Genomic DNA, 21,644 nt, shown 5'->3' on the forward strand with positions numbered 1-21,644 from the left:
CCGAACAACCCCACACCGAGGAGAAACATGGGCTACTACACGCCGGCCGGAGGACTACCGGGCCAGAGCGAACTGCTCACCGATCGCGCCATCGTCAAAGAGGCGTACACCGTCATTCCCAAAGGGGTGCTGCGCGATATCGTCACCAGCAACCTGCCGGGGTTCACGAAGACGCGCTCGTGGATCATCGCCCGGCCGATCGCGGGATTCGCGACGACGTTCTCACAGCTGATCGTCGAGATCCAACCGGGTGGCGGTGCTGCGCACCCCGAACCTGAGGCGGCGGTCGAAGGCGTGATCTTCGTCACCGCCGGGGAGCTGACGGTCACCATCGCGGGGGCGCCGCACGTGCTCGGCGAAGGCGGCTACGCGTATCTCGCGGCGGGCGAGAGCTGGTCGCTGTCCAACGACGGGTCGGTGCTGACCTCGTTCCACTGGGTGCGCAAGGCGTACGAGAAGGTGCAGGGCATCGACGCGCCGTCGTCGTTCGTCACGCGTGACCAGGATGTCGAGCCCCGTCCGATGCCGGACACCGGCGACGCGTGGGCGACGACGCGATTCGTCGACCCTGACGACCTCGCGCACGACATGCACGTGAACATCGTCACCTTCCAGCCGGGCGGGTCGATCCCGTTCGCCGAGACGCACGTGATGGAGCACGGACTCTTCGTGCTCGAAGGCAAGGCCGTGTACCGACTCAACGACGACTGGGTCGAGGTCGAGGCGGGGGACTTCATGTGGCTTCGCGCCTTCTGCCCGCAGGCCTGCTACGCCGGCGGGCCCGGCCCGTTCCGGTACCTGCTGTACAAGGACGTCAACCGTCAGGTGCTGCTGACTCCCGGCGGCACCCGGTAGCAGCGGGTCAGTCCCGAGAGCCCTCGAACGCCTCGCACTCCTCGGAGTGCGAGGCGTTCGTGCGTGTCCGACGGAGTCCGGAGCGAGCGTGGATCGGATGGTTGACGCGATCCTGCCCTTCGCCTATAGTTTCATCTAGTAGAAATCTTCTTCCGTATCGTGGAACCGAAAACGTGAAAGCGAGTGAACGATGACGTACACGGTGAACTGCTCGATCCTCCTCACGGAGCTGCCCCTGCTGGAGCGTCCGGCGGCTGCGAAGGCGGCCGGATTCGACGCGGTCGAGTTCTGGTGGCCCTTCTCCACGTCGGTGCCCCTGGATGCCGAGGTCGACGCCTTCATCGCTGCGGTCCGCGACGCCGGAGTGCGGCTGACCGGCCTGAACTTCAACGCGGGCGACATGCCGGGCGGAGACCGCGGCCTGTTGTCCTGGCCGGCGCGCGGCGCCGAGTTCCGCGACAACCTCGCGGTCGTCGCGGGAATCGGCGACATGCTCGGCACCAAGGGCTTCAACGCCCTGTACGGCAACCGCATCTCCGGTATCGACCCCGCGGCGCAGGATGCCGTCGCGGTCGAGAACCTCGCCGCAGCGGCCGCGGCCGTCGCCCCGATCGGGGGCACCGTGCTGGTCGAGCCGGTCAGCGGCGCCGACCGCTACCCGCTGCGCACCGCGGCTCAGGCGCTCGACGTCATCGACCACGTGCGCACCTCGACCGGCGCACGCAACCTCGCCCTCCTCGCGGACTTCTACCACCTCGCCGTCAACGGCGACGATGTGGCGGCCGTGATCGAGGAGCACGCCCCGTCGTTCGGTCACATCCAGATCGCGGACAACCCGGGCCGGGGCGCTCCCGGCACCGGAACGCTCCCGATCGACGCCTGGATCGCCCGCAGTCAAGAACTCGGCTACTCCGGCTACATCGGGCTCGAGTACAAGGCGCCCATCGAGACCGCCTTCACCTGGGCGACCGAGAGCATCAGCGGGACCCGCTGAACCACCCCGACTCTGCGGCAGCATCGTCTGCCGCATCCCGTACAGAAGGAAACATCATGAGCAGCATCGCAGTCATCGGCCTCGGAATCATGGGCCTGCCCATGGCCAAGAACCTCCTCGCCGCCGGCCACTCCGTCATCGGATTCAACCTCACTCAGGACCGCATCGACGCTCTCGTCGAGGCCGGAGGCCAGGGCGCGAGCGGTATCGCGGATGCCGTCGCCGACGCCGACATCATCATCACGATGGTCCCGGATTCGCCGGATGTCGCGGCCGCCGTCCGCGGTGAAGACGGCGTCTTCGCCAACGCCCGCCAGGGTGCGCTGTGGATCGATGCATCCAGCATCCGTCCCGACGTGGCCAAGGAGCTCGCCGAAGAGGCGATCGCCGGCGGTCTTCGCGCCGTCGACGCCCCCGTATCGGGCGGCGAACAGGGCGCGATCGACGCTGCACTGTCGATCATGGTCGGCGGTATCGACGAAGACTTCGCCGCCGCGCTCCCGATCCTGGAATCCGTCGGCAAGACCATCGTCCACGTCGGCCCCGCCGGCGCCGGACAGACGGTCAAGGCCGCCAATCAACTCATCGTCGCGGTGAACATCCAGGCGCTCGCCGAGGCGATCATCTTCCTCGAGGCGTACGGCGTCGACACGGACGCCGCGCTCAAGGTCCTCGGCGGCGGCCTCGCCGGTTCCAAGGTCCTCGACCAGAAGGGGCAGAAGATGCTCGATCGCGACTTCGCCCCCGGCTTCCGCCTCGCCCTGCACAACAAGGACATGGGCATCATCACCGCCGCCGCACGACAGGCCGGCATCACCATCCCGCTCGGCGCCCACGTGGCCCAGCTCGTCGGTTCGACCGTGCAGCAGGGCGACGGCGGCCTCGACCACTCCGGACTTTTCAAGCTGACCGCCGCATTCGCCGGCCGCAGCTGACGTCCAGAAAACAGGAGACTCTCATGACTCGTATGCGTGCGGTGGATGCCGCCGTGGCCATCCTGGTGAAGGAGGGCGCCACCGAGGCGTTCGGCCTTCCCGGGGCGGCGATCAACCCGTTCTACTCCGCGATGCGCGCCAACGGCGGCATCCGGCACACCCTGGCCCGTCACGTCGAGGGCGCAGCCCACATGGCCGACGGCTACACCCGTGCCGCCGACGGCAACATCGGCCTCTGCATCGGCACGTCCGGCCCAGCCGGCACCGACATGATCACCGGCCTCTACGCCGCGTGGGCCGATTCGCTGCCGATCCTCTGCATCACCGGCCAGGCGCCGGTGGCGAAGCTGCACAAGGAGGACTTCCAGGCGGTCGACATCGAGACCATCGCGAAGCCGCTCACGAAGATGGCGATGACCGTCCTCGAGGCGGCCCAGGTTCCCGGCGCCTTCCAGAAGGCCTTCCAGCTGATGCGCGAGGGGCGGCCGGGGCCGGTGCTCATCGACCTGCCGATCGACGTGCAGCAGACCGAGATCGAGTTCGACATCGACACGTACGAGCCGCTTCCGGTGGCCAGACCTGCGGCATCCCGCCGTCAGGCCGAGAAGGCGATCGACATGCTCACCGCGAGCGCACGCCCGCTGATCGTCGCGGGTGGTGGCATCATCAACGCCGGTGCGTCGGAGCAGCTCGTGGAGCTGGCCGAGATCCTCGGTGTCCCGGTGATCCCGACCCTGATGGGCTGGGGCACGATCCCCGACGACCACGAGCTGAACGCCGGCATGGTGGGTCTGCAGACGTCGCACCGCTACGGCAACCAGACCATGCTCGCTGCCGACTTCGTGATCGGCATCGGCAACCGCTGGGCGAACCGTCACACCGGCAGCGTCGAGAAGTACACCGAGGGCCGTACGTTCGTGCACGTCGACATCGAGCCGACGCAGATCGGCCGCGTGTTCGCTCCCGACTTCGGCATCGTCTCGGATGCCGGGTCCGCCCTCGACGCCTTCATCGAGATCGCTCGGGAGCGTCGTGCCGCTGGCACCCTGCCGGACTACTCGGCATGGGCGGCGGAGAGCCGCGCGCGCAAGGCGACGCTGCAGCGCAAGACGCACTTCGACAACGTGCCGATGAAGCCGCAGCGCGTCTACGAGGAGATGAACCGCGCCTTCGGCAAGGACGTCACCTACGTCACGACCATCGGCCTCTCGCAGATCGCCGGCGCTCAGCTGCTGCACGTGTTCGGTCCTCGCCGGTGGATCAACGCCGCGCAGGCCGGGCCCCTCGGCTGGACCGGCCCCGCCGCCCTCGGCGTGGTCCGCGGCAAGCCAGGGGAGACCGTGGTCGCGCTGTCCGGCGACTACGACTTCCAGTTCATGATCGAAGAGCTCGCGGTCGGTGCGCAGCACAAGCTGCCCTACATCCACGTCGTGGTGAACAACAGCTATCTGGGGCTCATCCGCCAGTCGCAGCGCCCGTTCGACATGGATTACCACGTCTCGCTCGCCTTCGACAACGTCAACTCGCCCCACGTCGAGGGCAGCACGGCGAACGGCTACGGCGTCGACCACGTCAAGGTGGCCGAGGGCCTGGGCTGCAAGGCGATCCGTGTGGAGCGCCCCGAGGATCTGGCCGCAGCGTTCACCGAGGCCCAGTCGCTCATCGAGCGGTTCCAGGTGCCCGTCGTGGTCGAGGCGATCCTGGAGCGCGTGACCAACGTGCCGATGGGCGCCGAGATCGACAGCATCAACGAGTTCGAAGATCTCGCGATCACGCCGGAGGATGCTCCGACGGCGATCCTCTCTCTCGCCAGGGTCTGACATGCGGCTGGTCATCGCTCCGGACAAGTTCAAGGGGTCGCTCACGGCTCCCGAGGTGGCCGAACGGGTCGCCTCGGGGGCTCGTCGAGCCGACTCCTCGATCGAAGTCCTCACCGTCCCCGTCGCCGATGGCGGCGAGGGAACGCTCGACGCCGTGCTCGCAGCCGGGTTCGAGCAGCGCACCGCGGTGGTGGCCGGTCCCACGGGTGAGCGGGTCGAGGCGGCGTTCGCCGTGCGCGACGGCGAGGCGGTCGTCGAGATGGCGCGGGCATCAGGACTCGATCTGCTTCCCGAGGGCCGCAAGGACGCCCTCGGCGCGACGAGTCTCGGCACCGGTCAGCTCGTGCGGGCGGCGCTGGATGCCGGATGCCGGCGGATCGTGCTCGGAATCGGCGGCAGTGCGTCCACCGACGGAGGCGCCGGCCTGCTGCAAGGGCTCGGCGCGCGCTTCCTCGATGATGCGGGTCGCGAGCTTCCGCTCGGTGGTGCCGCTCTTGCGCGCCTGGCCGAGGTCGACCTGACTGGTCTCGATCCGCGCATCGCCGAGGTCGAGATCGTTCTCGCCAGCGACGTCGACAACGTGCTCGTCGGGCCGACGGGCGCCGCAGCGGTGTTCGGCCCGCAGAAGGGCGCCTCGCCAGACGATGTCGCTGTGCTGGATGCCGCACTCGCACATCTCGTCGACGTTCTCGGCGCGGCCGGGGGTGCACTGCCGGTCCCGGCCGCTGAGGCGGCATCGCGTGCCGGAGCCGGAGCGGCGGGCGGGGTCGGTTTCGCGGCCATCGCTCTGGGCGCCGTCCGACGAGCGGGCATCGACGTCGTCCTGGAGATGACAGGTCTGGCCGATCGTCTGCGCGGGGCTGATGCCGTCATCACCGGCGAGGGCAGCCTCGACGAGCAGAGCCTGATGGGCAAGACTCCGATCGGGGTCGCCCGTGCCGCAGCCACTGCCGGGGTTCCCGTGTACGCCGTGTGCGGGCGCAGCACGCTCTCCGCAGAGGTTGTCGCCGATGCCGGTTTCGCCGGGGTGCGCGCGCTCTCGGAGCTGGAGCCGGATCCCGAGCGGAGCATGAAGAACGCCGGAGTGCTGCTCGAAGAGCTCGCAGAGAGTATGGTGCGGGCCATGCCGGTGCCACGCTACGACGTCGTCCTTCGCGGCCGCGCGCTCATCGACGGCGCATTCGCGGATGCCGAGATCGGCGTGCGCGCTGGCCGCATCGCTCGGATCGCTCCTGCCGCGGCCGAACTGGATGCCGACCACATCGTCGAACTGGCCGACGACGAGGTGCTGCTCCCCGGCCTCGTCGACACGCACGTGCACGTCAACGAGCCCGGCCGCACCGAGTGGGAGGGCTTCGAGTCCGCGACGCGCGCCGCCGCAGCCGGCGGCGTCACCACCATCGTCGACATGCCGCTGAACAGCATCCCGCCGACCGTCTCGGTCGCAGCCCTCGACGAGAAGCGTGCCGTCGCCGATGGCCGCGTCTTCGTCGACGTCGGATTCTGGGGCGGTGCCGTTCCGGGCAATCTCGCCGACCTGGCGCCGTTGCACGACGAAGGCGTCTTCGGTTTCAAGTGCTTCCTGCTGCCGTCGGGCGTCGAGGAGTTCCCCGACCTGTCGGTGAAAGAGATGCGTCAGGCGATGGCGGTGCTTGCCGGCCTCGGATCGATGCTGATCGTGCACGCCGAAGACGCGCACATCATCGAGGAATCCGTGCAGCCGGGCAGCCGCGAGTACGCGCCGTTCCTCGCTTCGCGCCCCCGGTCCGCCGAGGACGCGGCGATCGCCGAAGTCATCCGCGGGGCCGTCGACACCGGCGTGCGGGCGCACATCCTGCACCTGTCCAACGCCGATTCACTGGGCCGTATCGCCGCTGCCCGCGCCGACGGCGTCGACCTGACCGTCGAGACGTGTCCGCACTACCTGACGCTCGCCGCCGAAGACATTCCGGCCGGGAACACGGCGTTCAAGTGCTGCCCGCCGATCCGCGAGGAGGGCAACCGAGACGAGCTGTGGCGAGGAATCGCCGACGGTGTGATCGACTTCATCGTCTCGGACCACTCGCCCTCCACGCCCGAGATGAAGTTCGCCGGCGACGGAGACTTCGCGGTCGCGTGGGGTGGCATCGCCTCACTGCAGCTGGGTCTTCCGCTGGTGTGGACGGAGGCCCGCCGACGCGGGCTCACGCTCGAGCACGTCGTCGCGCTCATGTCCGAGAAGCCGGCGGATCGCGTCGGATTGTCCGACAAGGGCCGTATCCGCGAAGGCAACGCGGCGGACTTCGCCGTCTTCGCTCCTGACGAGACGTTCACCGTGGATGCTGCGGCGCTCGCGCACCGGCATCCGATCACCCCCTACGACGGCCGCGAGCTGAGCGGTGTCGTGCGGTCGACCTACCTGGCCGGTATTCCGGTCGAGAAGGACGTTCCGCGCGGACGGCTGCTGCGTCGCGCCGGTATCGAGAATGGAGCACGCTCATGATCAATTCCTCAGAAGAACTGGAGGTCGGTCAGTCCGCCCCCGACTTCTCCCTCACCGACGCGACCGGCACGGTGCGCACCCTCGCAGAGCTGCGCGGCACGCCGGTGATCGTCTACTTCTACCCGGCCGCCTTCACCCCGGGCTGCACGACCGAAGCATGCGACTTCCGTGACAATCTCGGCTCCTTCCAGGGGGCGGGCTACGCGGTCATCGGGATCTCGCCCGACCCGGTCGCGAAGCTCGCCGAGTTCGCGGCGGCGGAGCAGCTGAGCTTCCCGCTGCTCTCCGACGAGAGCGCGGACGTCGCCAAGGCGTGGGGAGCGTGGGGGCAGAAGACCCGCAACGGGCGCACCTTCGACGGACTGATCCGCACGACGGCCGTCATCGACGCAGCGGGTGTGGTCACCTCGATCGAGTACAACGTCGACCCGGCAGGGCATGTCGCCCGGCTCCGGGAGTCGCTTGCGATGCAGAGCGGGGTGTGACGGATGCTGCTCGATGAGTTCAACCGCGCGGATCGGAGCGACGCCATCGCCGTGCTCCGGCCCTGCGTCGACGTGACGCGATGGTGTCAGGAGATCGCCGATCGCCGGCCGTATGCCACCGTCGACGACTTCTTGGCTGAGGCCGCTCGAGCCGCCGACCCCTTCACCGCCCAGGAGATCGAGGCCGCTCTGGCGCACCATCCGCGGATCGGTGAGCGTGCCGACGGCCAAAGCCGCGAGGCGACGATGTCGCGTTCGGAGCAGGCGGGCATCGACCCCGCGGACGGTGGGATCCAGCAGGCGCTTCAGGCCGGGAACCGGCGCTACGAAGAGCAGTTCGGTCGGGTCTTCCTGATCCGTGCCGCTGGCCGCAGTGCCGACCAGATCCTGTCGATTCTGCAGGATCGCCTGCAGAATGATGCCGTCGCCGAGGAGCGCGTCGTCGCAGGTCAACTGCGCGAGATTGCGCTGCTCCGATTGAAAGGAACCGTGACCGCATGAGTGCATCGCCTTCCGTCTCGCACATCACGACGCACGTGCTCGACGCCGTGCAGGGGCTTCCGGCCTTTGGTGTGGCGGTCCAGTTGTCCGCTCTCCGCGACGGGGAGTGGCAGCTCCTCGCCGAGGCCGTGACCGACGCCGATGGCCGAGCGAAGCAGCTCGGCCCTGACGCGGTCCCGGCCGGCGCCTATCGCCTCCGCTTCGACACCGGAGCGTACTTCGCGACCCGGAGCATTCCGACCTTCTTTCCGGAGGCCCAGCTCACCTTCGTCATCGATGACGAAGCACGCCACTATCACGTGCCGTTGCTGCTGAGCCCCTTCGCCTATTCGACCTACCGAGGAAGCTGAACCATCATGACCGACACCCTGACTCGCTCGACGGAGACCGAGAACATGACCGAGACCGACCGCATCGTCCTGGGCCACAACCAATACGGCAAAGCGGAGGTCCGCGTCGTCAAGGTGACCCGCGACAGCGAACGACACGAGATCGAAGACCTGAACGTCACCTCGCAGTTGCGCGGCGACTTCCAGGCCGCGCACCTGGCGGGCGACAACGCGCACGTCGTGGCCACCGATACCCAGAAGAACACCATCTTCGCCTTCGCCCGCGACGGCATCGGCTCGCCCGAGAAGTTCCTGCTGCGCCTGTCCGACCACTTCACGGGTGAGTTCGCCTGGGTCGACGGCGGACGCTGGCTCGCCGAGAGTTACACCTGGGACCGCATCCAGGTCGACGGCGCCGGCCACGATCATTCGTTCGTCCGCAACGGCCAGGTCACGCGCACCGCGGTCGTCGTCGCCGAAGGCCAGAGGCGGCACATCATCGCGGGGCTCAAGGGCCTCACCGTGCTGAAGACCACACAGTCGGGCTTCGTCGGGTACCCGAAGGATCGGTACACCTCGCTGCAGGAGACGACCGACCGCATCCTCGCGACCGATGTCACGGCTCGCTGGCGGTATGCCGAGGGTGAAGGTGCGCGCGACCTCGACTTCACCGCGATCTACGACGACGTCAAGCGCCTGCTCCTGGAGGAGTTCACCCGTCGCTATTCGGCAGCCCTGCAGACGACTCTGTTCGACATGGGGCGCCTCGTGCTCGAAGCGCACCCCGAGATCGCCGAGATCCGCCTGTCGATGCCGAACAAGCACCACTTCGTCGTCGATCTCTCCCCGTTCGGACTTGACAACCCGAATGAGGTCTTCTTCGCCTCCGACCGTTCCTACGGCCTGATCGAGGCGACCGTGACCCGCGAGGGACAGGCCGAGGTTCCGCAGGCTTGGGAGGCGGCCACCTCCTTCTGCTGAGTGGTAGGGGTCTCCGTCAGACGTGCACGTCTGCCGGGGACTCCTCGCCCTCGTGGAAGTTCGGCTTCTTGCCCAGCATCCGCACGACCAGCAGTACCAGCCCGACGATTGCGAGGCCCAACGCCAGGCCGGCGATCGCGGAGAAGAGCGTGTCGCCGATCCAGACGATGACGGGCCCGAGAGGTTCGAGGGCGTGCTCGATGCCGTGCAGGATGTCGGCACCGAAGTGCACACCCACCTCGGCGAAGTTCACGAGCACGAGGTGGCCACCGACCCAGAGCATCGCGACGGTGCCGAGGATGCTGATGAAGCGGAACACGGCGGGCATCGAGTTCACGATGCGGTTGCCGGTGCGGACGACGTGCGCGGTGCCGCTCTGGGCCATCCGCAGGCCGATGTCGTCGATCTTCACCAACAGCGCCACCGCACCGTAGACGACGCCGGTCATCAGCAGGGCGATGACCGAGAGTACGGCGAGGGTCATCCAGATGCCCATGTCCGCGTCGAGGCCGGCGAGCGAGATGAGCATGATCTCAGTGGAGAGGATCAGGTCGGTGCGCACGGCGCCGAGGACGAGGCGCTTCTCATCGCGGGACTCCTCCTCGCCGTGTCCGTGCTGCACTCCGAACCACTCCAGCACCTTCTCGGCGCCTTCGAAGCACAGATACGCGCCACCGATGATGAGCAGGTACGGCAGCACGAACGGCGCGAAAGCCGTCAGCAGAAGTGCGGCCGGGATGATGACGAGGAACTTGTTCGCCAACGATCCGAGGGCGATCTTGCCGACGACCGGCAGCTCTCGTGCCGGTGTGATGCCCTGCACGTATTGCGGCGTCACGGCGGCATCATCGATGACGACGCCCGCGGCTTTCGCGGATGCCTTGAGCGCTGCGCTCAGGATGTCGTCGACGACGGCGAGCAGACCAACCGACATGTGTCCCCCTGTGTGTGGATTCGGTTAGCAACTCTATCCACGTCGGATGGCGCGGCGAACGCCGGCGCGTGCGCTCCGAAGCGGGACGCGCAAGACTGGTGACATCGCGGGACCAAAACGAAGCATCCGTGCGTTGTACCCGGTGGTGCCACGAGCCGGCGGCACCAGACTCATCAGCATCGAGGAGCAGACACCATGAGCGACACCGGAAACATCACCCGCACCCCAGGCGCTGAGACGGCGGTCCTCGCCGGCGGATGCTTCTGGGGCATGGAAGACCTGATCCGCCGCCAGCCCGGCGTGCTCGGTACGCGCGTCGGCTACACCGGCGGATCGAACGATCACGCCACGTACCGGAATCACCCGGGGCACGCCGAGGCTGTCGAGATCGTCTTCGATCCGACCAAGACGACGTACCGCGACATCCTCGCCTTCTTCTTCCAGATCCACGACCCGTCGACGCTGGACCGCCAGGGCAACGACGTCGGCTCGAGCTACCGCTCGGCGATCTTCCCGCTCTCGCCCGCGCAGGAGCAGGTCGCGCGCGACACCATCGCCGACGTGGATGCATCCGGTCTGTGGCCGGCGAAGGCCGTCACCGCGATCGAGCCGGAAGGACCCTTCTGGGAGGCCGAGCCCGAGCACCAGGACTACCTGATCCGCTACCCGAACGGCTATACCTGCCACTTCCCGCGCGCCGGCTGGGTGCTGCCGCGACGCGAGGCCTGACCCCGCGCATCGCCGGCGTCAGGCCTCTGCGAAGAACGCCAGCGCCGTCTCGCGGAACGCCCTCGAGCCCGGGGCGTTGAAGTGGTTCCGGTCCGGGATCTCGAAGAAGCGTCCCTGCGGGGCCGCGGAGGCGAGATTCCGGGAGCCCTCGATGATGGCGTCCTTCGAACCGGTGGCGAACAGGATCGGCTGAGGCGGAGCATCCGCCGGATCCGGGTCGATTGTCCGTGACCGCCGCATCCCCTCGGCCAGAGCGACGAGGGCCTGCAGGTCGTTGCCGGCAACCCGTTCGGTGAGGGCGATGTAGTTCTGCGTCGTGGGATCCTGCACCGGCGTGCCGTCGGCGACGAATGCCCGCACCTGGTCGAGATCGAGTCGGGCGAGGGGGATGCCGTCCGGCACACCGCCGAGCACCGCGCGCCCGATCCGCTGCGGCAGATCGCGGACCACTTCCCAGCCGACCCGCGCGCCGAGCGAGTAGCCGACGTAGAACGCGTCATCCACGAGGTACGCGTCCATCACCGCCTCGACGTCGGTCGCCAGGGTGCGGATGGCGTAGTCCGGCGGCAGGTGCGGCTTCTGGCTCAGGCCGTGTCCGCGCTGATCCAGGGCGAGCACGCGGTAACCCGCACGGGTGAGGTCACGCACCCAGCCCGTGAGCACCCAGTTGTCGCGGGCGTTGGACGCGAAGCCGTGCACGGCCACGATCACGGGGGCATCGACATCGCCCCAGGTGTACGTCGCGAGCCTGATGCCATCAGCCGTGTACACATGCTGCGGCTCCGGCATCGTCGTCAGATCGGAGAGAGGAAGGGCCACGTCATCCATCATGGCCCCATCCGGCGGGTACGGCTCAGAGGACGACGAGGAAGCCGAGTACCGCGCTTGCCACACCCAGCAGGGCCAGAACCAGTGCGGGAGTGAACGGCTCTCTGCGGCGCAGGTGCACGACGGTTGCACCGATCATGATGATCGCGAGGCCGACGCCGGCCAGCGGCGCGAGGATCGGCGTGATGCCGGTGAGCAGAGGCAGGATCAGTCCGAGCGCTCCGACGACCTCGAGCGCCGCGATCGCCTTGACGGCGCCGACGGAGAAGTCCTCGGTCCATGCCATGCCTCGTGCGGCAAGTGTCTCCTTCGGCGTGACCAGCTTCATGGCGCCGCCGCCGAGCATCGCGAGGGCGAGCAGTCCGTTGACGATCCACAGAGCGATGAGCATGATTCTCCTAGGTTCCTTCTTGTGTGCTTGTTACGATCAGTAACAAGAATGGAGCACAGCCATGACCGATACAAAAGGCACATCGGTGTCACTGACGCACATGGATGAGAGTGCCCTCGCGGGATTCCCCGACTACGAGAGCTCGTGCTCAGTGGATGAAGATGCCGGACGCGCCATCCGCGAGGTGCTCGATCGGGTCGGCGACAAGTGGTCGCTGCTGCTCATCGCGACCCTGCAGGGCGATCGGCTTCGTTTCAGTGAGCTGCTGCGGCACATCCCCGGGATCTCGCAGCGGATGCTGACGCTCACGCTTCGCCAGCTCGAACGCGACGGGCTGATCACCCGCACCGCTCACGCCGAAGTGCCGCCACGGGTCGAGTACGAATTGACCGAACTCGGCGGCACGCTGATCCTGATCGCTCGGACCATCGGCGACTGGGCCATGGAGAACCACCCGGCCATCGAGAAGTCCCGTGCGCGGTACGACGCGAGGAAGAATCGATGACGTCGTCCTCGATCATCCCGGCTATGACTGAGGTCAGCGCGTCAGTCGGCCTTCTTCCCGCCGGCCTCGAGGACGTCGCCGGCTGGAAGCTCCTGATGTCCGCCGAACTGCTGGCGCATCGCGGAGAGCACCTGGTTGGCGAAGCGGTCCTCATCGCGTGATGCGAAGCGCTCGAAGAGCGACGCGGCGAGCACCGGCACGGGCACACCGATGTCGACGGCGGCCTTGACGGTCCACCGGCCCTCGCCGGAATCGGAGACGCGGCCGGCGAGTCCGTCCAGGGTGGGGTTCGCGTGCAGCGCGGCCGCGGTGAGATCGAGCAGCCAGGAGGAGATGACCGAACCGCGTCGCCACAGTTCCGACACCTTCGCGGTGTCGATGTCGAACTGGTAGAACTCCGGCTCCTCCAGCGGCGCCACCTCGGCGGAGTGCTCCGCCTCGCGGATGCCGGCATCCGCGTTCTCCAGAATGTTGAGTCCCTCCGCGAACGCGGCCATGATGCCGTACTCGATGCCGTTGTGCACCATCTTCACGAAGTGCCCCGCGCCGGCAGGTCCGCAGTGCAGGTATCCACGCTCTTCGGGGGCGAGCTCGCCGTCGCGGCCGGGTGTGCGGGGGATCTCTCCCGATCCGGGGGCGATCGTCTGCAGGAGCGGGTCGATCGTCGAGACGGCTGCGTCCGGACCGCCGACCATGAGGCAGTAGCCCCGTTCGAGACCGAAGACGCCGCCGCTGGTTCCGACGTCGACGTAGTCGATGCCGCGCTCCCGCAGCGCCGCCGCCCGACGGACATCGTCACGGTAGTTGGAGTTGCCGCCGTCGATGAGGATGTCACCGGGGTCGAGGAGCGCGGCGAGTTCGTCGACGACCCCGCCGGTGAATCCTGCCGGGATCATCAGCCAGATCGCGCGGGGTGCGCTCATCGAGGCGACGAGGTCGGCCAGGCTCGTGGCACCGGTCGCTCCGTCGGCGACGAGGGCCGCGACCGATTCGGGATTGACGTCGTAGGCGACGCAGTCGTGGCCATCGCGCATGATGCGCCGCGCGATGTTGGCGCCCATTCGGCCGAGGCCGACCATTCCGAGTTGCATGCCTGCTCCTTCGTCTCAGTCGGCCAGGAGGCCGTCCTCGTTGTATTCGGGTGCCGGGAGCGCCTCGAGGCGCAGCCGGCGCATGATCTCTTTGACTTCGTCCTTCGGCCCGCGGCCGAGCTGGATGACGACACCATTCTCGTCCTCTTCCAGTGGCTCCAACGTCGCGAACTGAGAGCCGAGCAGATTCTGCGGCATGAAGTGGTCGAGCCGGTTGCTCAGCCTGGTCGCGATCGCTTCGCGCGTGCCGTCCAGATGTACGAACGCCACACCGGGTCCGCTCAGCCGGTCGCGGTAGACGCGGCGCAGTGCAGAGCAGGTGATGATGGCCGGGGTGCCCGATGCGGTGTGCAGGTGGATCCAGGCGGCGATCTTGTCGAGCCAGGGCCACCGATCCTTATCGGTGAGCGGCTGGCCCGATGCCATCTTCGCGACATTCGACGCAGGGTGGAGATCGTCACCTTCCTCGAGGTCCCAGCCGAGGCGGCCGGCGAGCATGCCGGCGACGGTGGACTTGCCTGAGCCGGAGACGCCCATCACCACCAGCACGATCGGCGGGTCGGGCCTGACGGCGTTCGCAGATGCTGATTCGTTCGTCGTCATGATCACACCACCAGGTCGAGAAGGAGCACGCCGGCCAGGCCGACGACCGAGATGAGGCACTCCAGCACCGTCCAGGTCTTGAACGTCTGGGGGAGGCTCGTGCCGAGATACTGCTTGACGAGCCAGAATCCGGCGTCGTTCACGTGCGAGAGGAACACCGATCCCGAGCCGATCGCGAGCACGAGGAGCGCGACCTCAGGGCTGGGAAGCGTCGCGGCGACCGGCGTCATCAGTCCTGCCGCCGTGATGGTGGCGATGGTGGCGGAACCGGTCGCGATCCGGACCAGCACTGCAACGAGCCAGCCGAGCAGCAGCACCGAGATGCCGCTCTCGAGGACGGCCCGGGTGATGACCTCGCCGATCCCGGTGTCGATCAGCACCTGCTTGAAAGCGCCGCCGGCTCCCACGATGAGCAGGATCGCCGCGATGGGCGGGAGGCTGCTCTCGAGCGAGTGTGCCACGGACGTGCGGTTCATCTTGCCACCGGCGCCCAGCACGAAGATTCCGAAGACGAGAGTGATGAGCAGCGCGATCGTGGGTGTTCCGATGAAGTCGATGAAGCCCTTCCACGCGTCGGTGGAGTCGGGCGCGAAGACCGCTGCGAGCGCTTTGGCCATCATCAGCACGACGGGGAGGAGGATGCTGGCGAGTGCCGCGATGAACGAGGGGCGCGGACGCCGGGTGACGTCCTCACCCTGATCTTCGGCGGTGACGAACATGTCCGGCACCGGCACCGGGGCCCACTTCGCGGCGAACCCGCTGAACAGCGGGCCGGCGACGATGATTGTCGGGATGGCGATGATCACGCCGAACGCGAGGGTGAGTCCGAGGTTCGCCCCGAGGGCATCGATCGCGATGAGGGGACCCGGATGCGGCGGTACCAGGCCGTGCATCGCGGAGAGTCCGGCGAGAGTGGGGATCGCGATCTTCATGAGTGCGACGCCGGAGCGGCGGGCGACGAGGATGATCACCGGGATCAGGAGGACGAGCCCGATCTCGAAGAACATCGGCAGGCCGATAACGGCGCCGACGACACCCATCGTCCACGGAAGCGCGCGGGGGCTCGATCGCGCGACCAGGGTGTCGACGACACGATCCGCACCGCCGGAGTCGGCGAGCAGCTTGCCGAACATCGCGCCGAGGGCGATGAGGACGCCGACCCCGCCCATCGTCGAGCCGAAGCCGGTCGCGAAGCTGGTCAAAGCCTGGTCGGTCGCCATTCCCGCACCGATGCCGACGCCGAGTGCGCCGACCGTCAGGGCGAGGAACGGATTCACCTTCAGCCAGGTGATCAGCACGATGATGACGGTGAAGCCGATGAGCGCGGCCGTGATCAGCTGCGCATCTGAGCCGACGGGGACGATCGGTGCAGGATCGGCCATCGGCAGAAGTGACACGGGAACCATAGTGTTCCTCTCCATTGAGGGATGTGCAGCGAGAGCGACTGCGCTTCTGTCAGATATTTGAAGCCACGCTAGCCAAATAATACGACTATTGCAAGGATCGGTCTAAAATAACGAGGTTATCGATCGATCAGCTGGGGAAAGATCGGTCTCGTCCCGTACCCTGGCGGCATGGGCCAGACTCCGTTGCACGACGTGATCGTAGAGCGCTGGGGTGCCGACATCGGCGCGGCGCGGCGCCCCGCAGGCAGCCGCATCGTCATGGACCAGGCCGTGCTCGAGTTCGGGGCCTCCCGGAGTGCGATCCGCGAGGCGGTGCGCGTGCTCGAATCGCTGGGCATGGTGGAGTCCCGTCAGCGCGTGGGCATCACCGTGCTTCCACCCGACTCGTGGAGTCCCTATGACTCGCGCGTGCTGCGCTGGCGCCTGGACGGGCCTGATCGCGTCGAACTGCTGCGCAGTCTCAGCGAACTGCGCGGTGCCGTCGAGCCCGTGGCTGCGCGACTCGCGGCCGAGCGCGCCACTCCGGAGCAATGCGGAGCGCTCGCCGCGGCAGTGATCGGAATGGCCTCGACCGCGCGTGCGGCCAACGCCGACGACTACCTCCGCCATGACATCGACTTCCATACCGTGATGCTGCAGGCGTCCGGCAACGTGATGCTCGCCAGCCTCGGGTCCATCGTCATCGCGGTGCTCGAAGGGCGTACGCATCACGCGCTGATGCCGTCCGTCGCCGAGGCGGCGGCCCTCCAGCTGCATGCGGATGTCGCTGCTGCCGTGCAGTCCGGAGATGCGGCGGGGGCCGAGCGGGCGATGCAGGCGATCGTCGCCGAGTCGACAGAGGCCATGGTCGAGATGGCGGTCTCCTCACCGGAGAGCTGACCGGCGGCGCGGAGCGGCTCGAAGTCCCGGCCTGAACGCCGAGAACGCCGGGGGATGTGGATCCCGCCGGCGTTCCCGATCTCGCGAAGGTCAGACCCGCGTGCGCAGTTCCTCGCCGAGCGATGCGTCCACGCTCGTCCAGTACTGGAAGAAGCGCTCACGGATCTCGGGGATCGTGATCGACCGGCCCTGACCGCTGAGCGTCTCGATGAAGCGAGCGCGCTGCTCGTCATCGAAGACCACGCGGTACAGCGTTCCCGCCTGCCCGAAGTCGTCGTCGTCCAGGTGCAGAGTCGCGGCCGAGCGGATCAGCTCGCCGTCCGATTCCCAGCTGGCCTCGACTCCGGCGGCGGGGTCGGCGACCGGGCCGCCGGCCGCGCCGAACGAGTTCGGCGTGTAGACCCGGTGCTCGGGCCCGTTGAACTTGTACTGCATCTGGCCCTCGTGCATGTAGTTGCGCACTTCGGCCGCATGCGGCTGGTTGACCGGCAGCTGGTTGTAGTTCGCACCGATGCGGTAGCGCTGCGCATCCGCGTAGGCGAAGACGCGCGCCATCAGCATCTTGTCCGGCGAGATGCCGGTGCCGGGCACCTGGTTGCCGGGGGAGAAGGCAGCCTGCTCGATCTCGGCGAAGAAGTTCTGCGGATTGCGGTCCAGCGTGAACGTGCCGACCTTGATGCGCGGGTAGTCCTTCTTCGACCAGGTCTTGGTGAGGTCGAACGGGTTGAACCGGTACTCCTTGGCCTCCTCGTAGGGCATGACCTGCACGAAGACATCCCAGGACGGGTGCTCGCCACGATCGATCGCGTCGAACAGGTCGCGACGGTAGAAGTCGGCATCCGAGCCGGCGAGCTGCTGCGCCTCGTCGGCCCCCATGCTCTCCACGCCCTGGTGGGAGAGGAAGTGGTACTGCACCCAGAACCGCTCGCCTTCGGCGTTCGCCCACTGGTAGGTGTGCGAGCCGTAGCCGTTCATGTGGCGCCAGCTGCGGGGGAGGCCCCGGTCGCCCATCAGGTAGGTGACCTGGTGCGCGGTCTCCGGCGACAGGGTCCAGAAGTCCCACTGCATGTCGGAGTTGCGCAGCCCGGAGTCGCCGAGGCGCTTCTGCGAGTGGATGAAATCGGGGAACTTCATCGCATCGCGCAGGAAGAACGTCGGGGTGTTGTTGCCGACGATGTCGAGGTTGCCCTCTGGCGTGTAGAACCGCAGCGCGAAGCCGCGCACGTCGCGCCAGGTGTCCGGGGAGCCCTGCTCGCCGGCGACCGATGAGAAGCGCAGCAGCGTCTCGCTCACCGCTCCGGGCTGGAAGGCTGCGGCGCGGGTGTACGCCGAGACGTCCTCCGTGACGGTGAACGTTCCGAAGGCGCCGCCGCCCTTGGCGTGCGGGTTGCGCTCCGGCACCCGCTCGCGGTTGAACGAGGCGAGCTTCTCGACGAGGTAGCGGTCGTGCAGGACGGTGGGGCCGTCGGCCCCGACGGTCAGCGAGTGTGCGTCGCTGGCGACCGGGGTTCCGGTCTGGGTGGTCGTGGACGGGTCGGTCATATTCTTCTCCTTCTGCGCGCGAGCGCGACGAACAGCCATGTCAGCAGACACAGATGAACGGGGGATGCTACTGCGCGGCGTTCTGGCAACTGGGGCAGACGCCCCAGAAGGTGACTTCGGCTGTCTGGACGGTGAACCCCGCCGCAGAGGACGGGGTGAGGCACGGCGCTTCGCCGATGACGCAGTCCACATCGGCGACCGCACCGCATTCGGTGCAGACGACGTGGTGGTGGTTGTCATCGATGCGCCGCTCGTAGAGCGCTGCGGACCCTGCCGGTTCGATCCGACGGAGCAGGCCCGCCGTCGTCAGGTCCGCGAGGATGTTGTGCACCGACTGGATCGACGTGGTCGGAAGCACGTCGGACACGGTGCGGTAGACCCGCTCCGCATCCGTGTGAGCCATGGAATCCAAGGCTTCCAGAACCGCGATGCGGCCCGCAGTCGCCCTTAGCCCGACGCTGCGCAACGCCGTGTCGAGATCGGTTTCCATGCCTTCACGCTACACGAGTTGTTTTGAATTGCTAAAAATACCAGGCGGGCCGCGAGTCTGCTCAGACGAACCGGACGGTCTGCTGCAGGCGGGTGCGGACGTCGAACAGCTCGTTGCCGCCGATCGCCCGTGCCCCCGGTACGCCCTGGCGCAGCACCATCGCCAGTGCGCTGCGGCGAACGACGACCACCGGCACGCCGCGGATGCTTCCCAGTGGCGTGACCGCGAGTGCGAGGTCGTCATCGGGCAGCACGATGATCGCACCGCCGAAGCGCACCTTGGCCGCGCGCGACAAGGATCGCATGCGGGCGAGCAGCGTGGTGACCGGCGCGCGATGCCCGAGGCTGGGGCCGGTGATCTCGCCCCTGCGGAATCCGACGACGCCGCCGAAGTCCTCCGACATCACGCCGTACAAGCCTGAGGGGCTCAGCACGACGTGGTCGAGCTTGTCTTCGGGATCCGTGCCGACGGCGACGTCGTGCCACACGGTGAAGCCCATGCCGAGGTCGGCGACCGTGCGTGCCGTCGTCTCTTCGGCAAGGGCGTCGGCGAGCAGGCGGCGCAGTTCGCGCGGCGCCTGCCGTACGAGTGCCGGGTCGTACGGGTCGGGAACCTCGACGCCGTGACCGGCCCATTCCCGGATGAGCAGCAAGTAGCGCTCCCGGCGCCATCCGCCCGGATGACCGTACGATCGGGCTCTCGGGCGCGTATCCGTCCGAGCGGCCGGCGGGCGCCATCCGCTCCACTCGCTCTGCGCGGCGAATCCGTGACCGCGGTCGTACGCGGCTCGTCCCTCCGGGGTGCCGACGAGCTCCCAGGCGTACTGCACCTGAATGAACACCGCCGCATCGCCACCGGTGTCCGGATGCGTCTGACGCATCCGGAGTCGGTATGCGCGCCGCAATTCGTCGTGGTCGACCGTGGGCGCGACGCCGAGTACCTCGTACGCCGAGGCGGAGAGCGGACTGTCGAACATCGCTCTCCCTCCGACCGCGGCATCCAGGATATCCCGGCTGCTCGCGGGGCCTTCTCAGGAGACGTGAGACGGGCCGGCGGGCCTCCGGCCCGTCCGATGACCGTCAGCGATCGACGAAGGACATCTGCTGCGCGTTGTAACGGTCGCCGCTCACACCGACCCGTGCGGCGAGGAGGTCGAGGTCGGCGACCTCGTCTGCGGAGAGCGCGACGGCGGCGGCACCGGCGTTCTCGGCGATGCGAGACGTGCGGCGGGTGCCGGGGATCGGCACAATCCAGGGCTGGCGGGCGAGCAGCCAGGCGAGGGCGATCTGCCCGGCGGTGGACTGCTTGGCCGCGGCCAGTCCTGCGATCTGACCGACCAGCGCCTGATTGGCTGCTCTGTTCTCCTCGGAGAAGCGCGGGATCGTGCCGCGGATATCTCCGGCGGCGAAGTCGGTGTTCTGGTCGACCGTCCCGGTGAGGAATCCCTTGCCGAGCGGGCTGAACGGTACGAAGCCGATGCCGAGCTCGCCGAGGACGGGCAGGATCTCCGCCTCCGGATCGCGGGTCCACAGCGAGTACTCGCTCTGGAGAGCAGTCACCGGGTGCACGGCGTGGGCGCGGCGGATCGTGTCGGCGGATGCCTCGGAGAGCCCGAAGTGCCGCACCTTGCCCTCGGCGATGAGCTCGCCCACGGCTCCTGCGACGTCCTCGATCGGAACGGCGGGGTCGACGCGGTGCTGGTAGAAGAGGTCGATGACGTCGGTGCGTAGGCGTCGCAGCGATTCCTCGGCCACCCGACGGATCTGCTCCGGCCGACTGTCGAGTCCGACGCTCTTGCCGTCCACGATGTCCCAGCCGAACTTCGTGGCGATGACGACCTCGTCGCGGATCGGCGCGAGGGCCTCGCCGACGAGTTCCTCGTTCACGTACGGGCCGTAGACCTCCGCGGTGTCGAAGAAGGTGACGCCGAGATCGAGTGCAGAGCGCAACACGCCGATCATCTCCTCGCGCGTGCCGGGATTCGGTCCGTAGCTCTGCGACATGCCCATGCAGCCGAGTCCGATGGCCGAGACCTCGAGGCCCTGTCCGAGTGTGCGCGTGTGCATGAGCGGTCCTTTCGTCGTGGAGATCGTGTGATCCCGACGCTACGCCCGGTCCGTACCGACGCGGGAGGTTCCGCTGGTACCCCTCTATGCGGGAACGTCGACGATGCGCTCGCTGCCGAACACCGGGAGGACCGCCCGCCGGATGTCGCGGCGAGATCCGCCGAGAGCCGGTCGAGTTCCTCGGCCGGAACCCACGCCTCGAGCACCGCGGTGGCGCCGTAGAGCGGCGAGCCGAGGGTCGATCCGTGCTGTGCGACCCACTCCCGCAGCAGGTTGTCGAATCGCCCGGCATCCGCGTGCGCGACCTCGATCGTCACCTGCGTCAGCGATTCCCGGCGCAGAAGCGACGCGCCACCGAGGGCTTCGGAGACGGCCGACGAGTAGGCGCGCACCAGTCCGCCGGCGCCGAGCTTCACGCCGCCCCAGTACCGCGTCACGACGGCGACCACGTCGGTCAGTTCGCGGCGGAGAAGCACCTCCAGCATCGGTACGCCGGCGGTACCCGACGGCTCGCCGTCGTCCGAGGAGCGCGCCTGATCTCCGCGCAACCCGGTGATCATCGCGCTGCAGTTGTGCCCGGCATCCCACGCCCGCTTGCGGATGCCGGCGATCACGGCCTCTGCCTCCGGGACCGAACGGACCGGCTCGATGCGCGCGATGAATCGGGACTTCTTGATGACGATCTCGTTCTCCACGGCGGCGGCGATCGTCGCCGGATAGGAGCTGCCGGAGGTCATCGACGCAACGATACCGGTGCGTGATGCGCGGAGACGGTCCCACATCGTCTGAAAGGTGGAG

Annotated in this window: 23 protein-coding genes; 12 read left to right on the top strand and 11 right to left on the bottom strand. The window is 67.9% G+C overall.

Features of this window, described 5'->3' with window-relative positions; genetic code table 11:
- The first annotated feature begins 27 nt into the window (after window positions 1-27).
- From LTA6_RS06700 to pucL, 9 genes are all read left to right on the top strand, one after another.
- Window positions 28-855: a bifunctional allantoicase/(S)-ureidoglycine aminohydrolase gene (locus LTA6_RS06700; protein WP_407359003.1), complete on the top strand. Its 828-nt coding sequence runs from the start codon at window positions 28-30 to the stop codon at window positions 853-855.
- Between the two features lie 190 nt (window positions 856-1,045).
- The gene (locus LTA6_RS06705; RefSeq protein WP_407359004.1) at window positions 1,046-1,849 is read left to right on the top strand and encodes a hydroxypyruvate isomerase family protein; all 804 of its coding nucleotides are present in this window, start codon (window positions 1,046-1,048) and stop codon (window positions 1,847-1,849) included.
- Window positions 1,850-1,905: 56 nt separating this feature from the next.
- Complete coding sequence (locus tag LTA6_RS06710) at window positions 1,906-2,784, top strand: 2-hydroxy-3-oxopropionate reductase (protein ID WP_407359005.1); 879 nt, start codon at window positions 1,906-1,908, stop codon at window positions 2,782-2,784.
- A 23-nt stretch (window positions 2,785-2,807) separates the two neighbouring features.
- Window positions 2,808-4,604, top strand: coding sequence for a glyoxylate carboligase (gene gcl / locus LTA6_RS06715; RefSeq protein ID WP_407359006.1), 1,797 nt, complete (start codon window positions 2,808-2,810; stop codon window positions 4,602-4,604).
- A 1-nt stretch (window position 4,605) separates the two neighbouring features.
- Window positions 4,606-7,086, top strand: coding sequence for an allantoinase AllB (gene allB / locus LTA6_RS06720; protein ID WP_407359007.1), 2,481 nt, complete (start codon window positions 4,606-4,608; stop codon window positions 7,084-7,086).
- The gene (bcp, locus tag LTA6_RS06725) at window positions 7,083-7,571 is read left to right on the top strand and encodes a thioredoxin-dependent thiol peroxidase (protein WP_407359008.1); all 489 of its coding nucleotides are present in this window, start codon (window positions 7,083-7,085) and stop codon (window positions 7,569-7,571) included. Before allB ends, bcp begins: the two co-directional genes overlap by 4 nt.
- Window positions 7,572-7,574: 3 nt before the next feature.
- Entirely contained in the window at window positions 7,575-8,072 is a 498-nt protein-coding gene (gene uraD / locus LTA6_RS06730) for a 2-oxo-4-hydroxy-4-carboxy-5-ureidoimidazoline decarboxylase (RefSeq protein ID WP_407359009.1), read from the top strand.
- Window positions 8,069-8,422, top strand: a complete 354-nt coding sequence (gene uraH / locus LTA6_RS06735) for a hydroxyisourate hydrolase (protein WP_407359010.1) — start codon at window positions 8,069-8,071, stop codon at window positions 8,420-8,422. The genes uraD and uraH overlap by 4 nt, the downstream gene beginning before the upstream one ends.
- Before the next feature lie 45 nt (window positions 8,423-8,467).
- Window positions 8,468-9,382, top strand: coding sequence for a factor-independent urate hydroxylase (gene pucL, locus LTA6_RS06740; protein ID WP_407359252.1), 915 nt, complete (start codon window positions 8,468-8,470; stop codon window positions 9,380-9,382).
- A gap of 16 nt (window positions 9,383-9,398) precedes the next feature.
- Here pucL and LTA6_RS06745 read toward each other — a convergent pair whose 3' ends face one another.
- Window positions 9,399-10,316, bottom strand: a complete 918-nt coding sequence (locus LTA6_RS06745) for a DUF808 domain-containing protein (RefSeq protein WP_407359011.1) — start codon at window positions 10,314-10,316, stop codon at window positions 9,399-9,401.
- Between the two features lie 195 nt (window positions 10,317-10,511).
- Between LTA6_RS06745 and msrA the strand changes: the two genes are divergently transcribed.
- A complete protein-coding gene (gene msrA, locus LTA6_RS06750) occupies window positions 10,512-11,045 on the top strand; it encodes a peptide-methionine (S)-S-oxide reductase MsrA (protein WP_407359012.1) in 534 nt (177 codons plus the stop codon).
- A gap of 18 nt (window positions 11,046-11,063) precedes the next feature.
- On the opposite strand, the gene LTA6_RS06755 is transcribed toward msrA, so the two are convergent.
- Both LTA6_RS06755 and LTA6_RS06760 read right to left on the bottom strand, forming a co-directional pair.
- Entirely contained in the window at window positions 11,064-11,876 is an 813-nt protein-coding gene (locus LTA6_RS06755) for an alpha/beta fold hydrolase (protein WP_407359013.1), read from the bottom strand.
- Between the two features lie 22 nt (window positions 11,877-11,898).
- Window positions 11,899-12,264 carry a DoxX family protein gene (locus tag LTA6_RS06760; protein ID WP_407359014.1) on the bottom strand — a complete coding sequence of 122 codons (366 nt, stop codon included), beginning with the start codon at window positions 12,262-12,264 and terminating at the stop codon, window positions 11,899-11,901.
- A gap of 61 nt (window positions 12,265-12,325) precedes the next feature.
- Here LTA6_RS06760 and LTA6_RS06765 point away from each other — a divergent pair, with 61 nt between their 5' ends.
- Entirely contained in the window at window positions 12,326-12,769 is a 444-nt protein-coding gene (locus LTA6_RS06765) for a helix-turn-helix domain-containing protein (RefSeq protein WP_363549777.1), read from the top strand.
- 41 nt (window positions 12,770-12,810) lie between these two features.
- Here LTA6_RS06765 and gnd read toward each other — a convergent pair whose 3' ends face one another.
- Genes gnd through LTA6_RS06780 form a run of 3 tightly spaced genes read right to left on the bottom strand, consistent with a single transcriptional unit; the run spans window position 12,811 to window position 15,869 of the window.
- Complete coding sequence (gene gnd / locus LTA6_RS06770) at window positions 12,811-13,860, bottom strand: phosphogluconate dehydrogenase (NAD(+)-dependent, decarboxylating) (protein ID WP_407359015.1); 1,050 nt, start codon at window positions 13,858-13,860, stop codon at window positions 12,811-12,813.
- A gap of 15 nt (window positions 13,861-13,875) precedes the next feature.
- On the bottom strand, window positions 13,876-14,463 hold the full coding sequence (locus tag LTA6_RS06775; protein WP_407359016.1) for a gluconokinase: 588 nt from the start codon (window positions 14,461-14,463) through the stop codon (window positions 13,876-13,878).
- A gap of 2 nt (window positions 14,464-14,465) precedes the next feature.
- Window positions 14,466-15,869: a GntP family permease gene (locus tag LTA6_RS06780; protein ID WP_407359017.1), complete on the bottom strand. Its 1,404-nt coding sequence runs from the start codon at window positions 15,867-15,869 to the stop codon at window positions 14,466-14,468.
- A gap of 168 nt (window positions 15,870-16,037) precedes the next feature.
- Here LTA6_RS06780 and LTA6_RS06785 point away from each other — a divergent pair, with 168 nt between their 5' ends.
- Window positions 16,038-16,748: an FCD domain-containing protein gene (locus LTA6_RS06785; protein WP_363549769.1), complete on the top strand. Its 711-nt coding sequence runs from the start codon at window positions 16,038-16,040 to the stop codon at window positions 16,746-16,748.
- A gap of 90 nt (window positions 16,749-16,838) precedes the next feature.
- Here LTA6_RS06785 and LTA6_RS06790 read toward each other — a convergent pair whose 3' ends face one another.
- The 5 genes from LTA6_RS06790 to LTA6_RS06810 all read right to left on the bottom strand — a co-directional run bounded on the left by LTA6_RS06790 (window position 16,839) and on the right by LTA6_RS06810 (window position 21,583).
- Window positions 16,839-18,290: a catalase gene (locus tag LTA6_RS06790; RefSeq protein ID WP_407359018.1), complete on the bottom strand. Its 1,452-nt coding sequence runs from the start codon at window positions 18,288-18,290 to the stop codon at window positions 16,839-16,841.
- A gap of 67 nt (window positions 18,291-18,357) precedes the next feature.
- Window positions 18,358-18,780: a Fur family transcriptional regulator gene (locus tag LTA6_RS06795; RefSeq protein WP_341976789.1), complete on the bottom strand. Its 423-nt coding sequence runs from the start codon at window positions 18,778-18,780 to the stop codon at window positions 18,358-18,360.
- A 61-nt stretch (window positions 18,781-18,841) separates the two neighbouring features.
- Window positions 18,842-19,756, bottom strand: coding sequence for a DnaJ domain-containing protein (locus tag LTA6_RS06800; RefSeq protein WP_341976790.1), 915 nt, complete (start codon window positions 19,754-19,756; stop codon window positions 18,842-18,844).
- Window positions 19,757-19,859: 103 nt separating this feature from the next.
- Window positions 19,860-20,846 carry an aldo/keto reductase gene (locus LTA6_RS06805; protein ID WP_407359019.1) on the bottom strand — a complete coding sequence of 329 codons (987 nt, stop codon included), beginning with the start codon at window positions 20,844-20,846 and terminating at the stop codon, window positions 19,860-19,862.
- Window positions 20,738-21,583 (bottom strand): IMPACT family protein, encoded by an 846-nt coding sequence (locus tag LTA6_RS06810; protein ID WP_407359020.1) that lies wholly within the window; start codon window positions 21,581-21,583, stop codon window positions 20,738-20,740. Before LTA6_RS06810 ends, LTA6_RS06805 begins: the two co-directional genes overlap by 109 nt.
- Window positions 21,584-21,644 lie beyond the last annotated feature (61 nt).

The sequence above is a fragment of the Microbacterium sp. LTA6 genome (genome assembly GCF_045690355.1).
GTDB lineage: Bacteria > Actinomycetota > Actinomycetes > Actinomycetales > Microbacteriaceae > Microbacterium.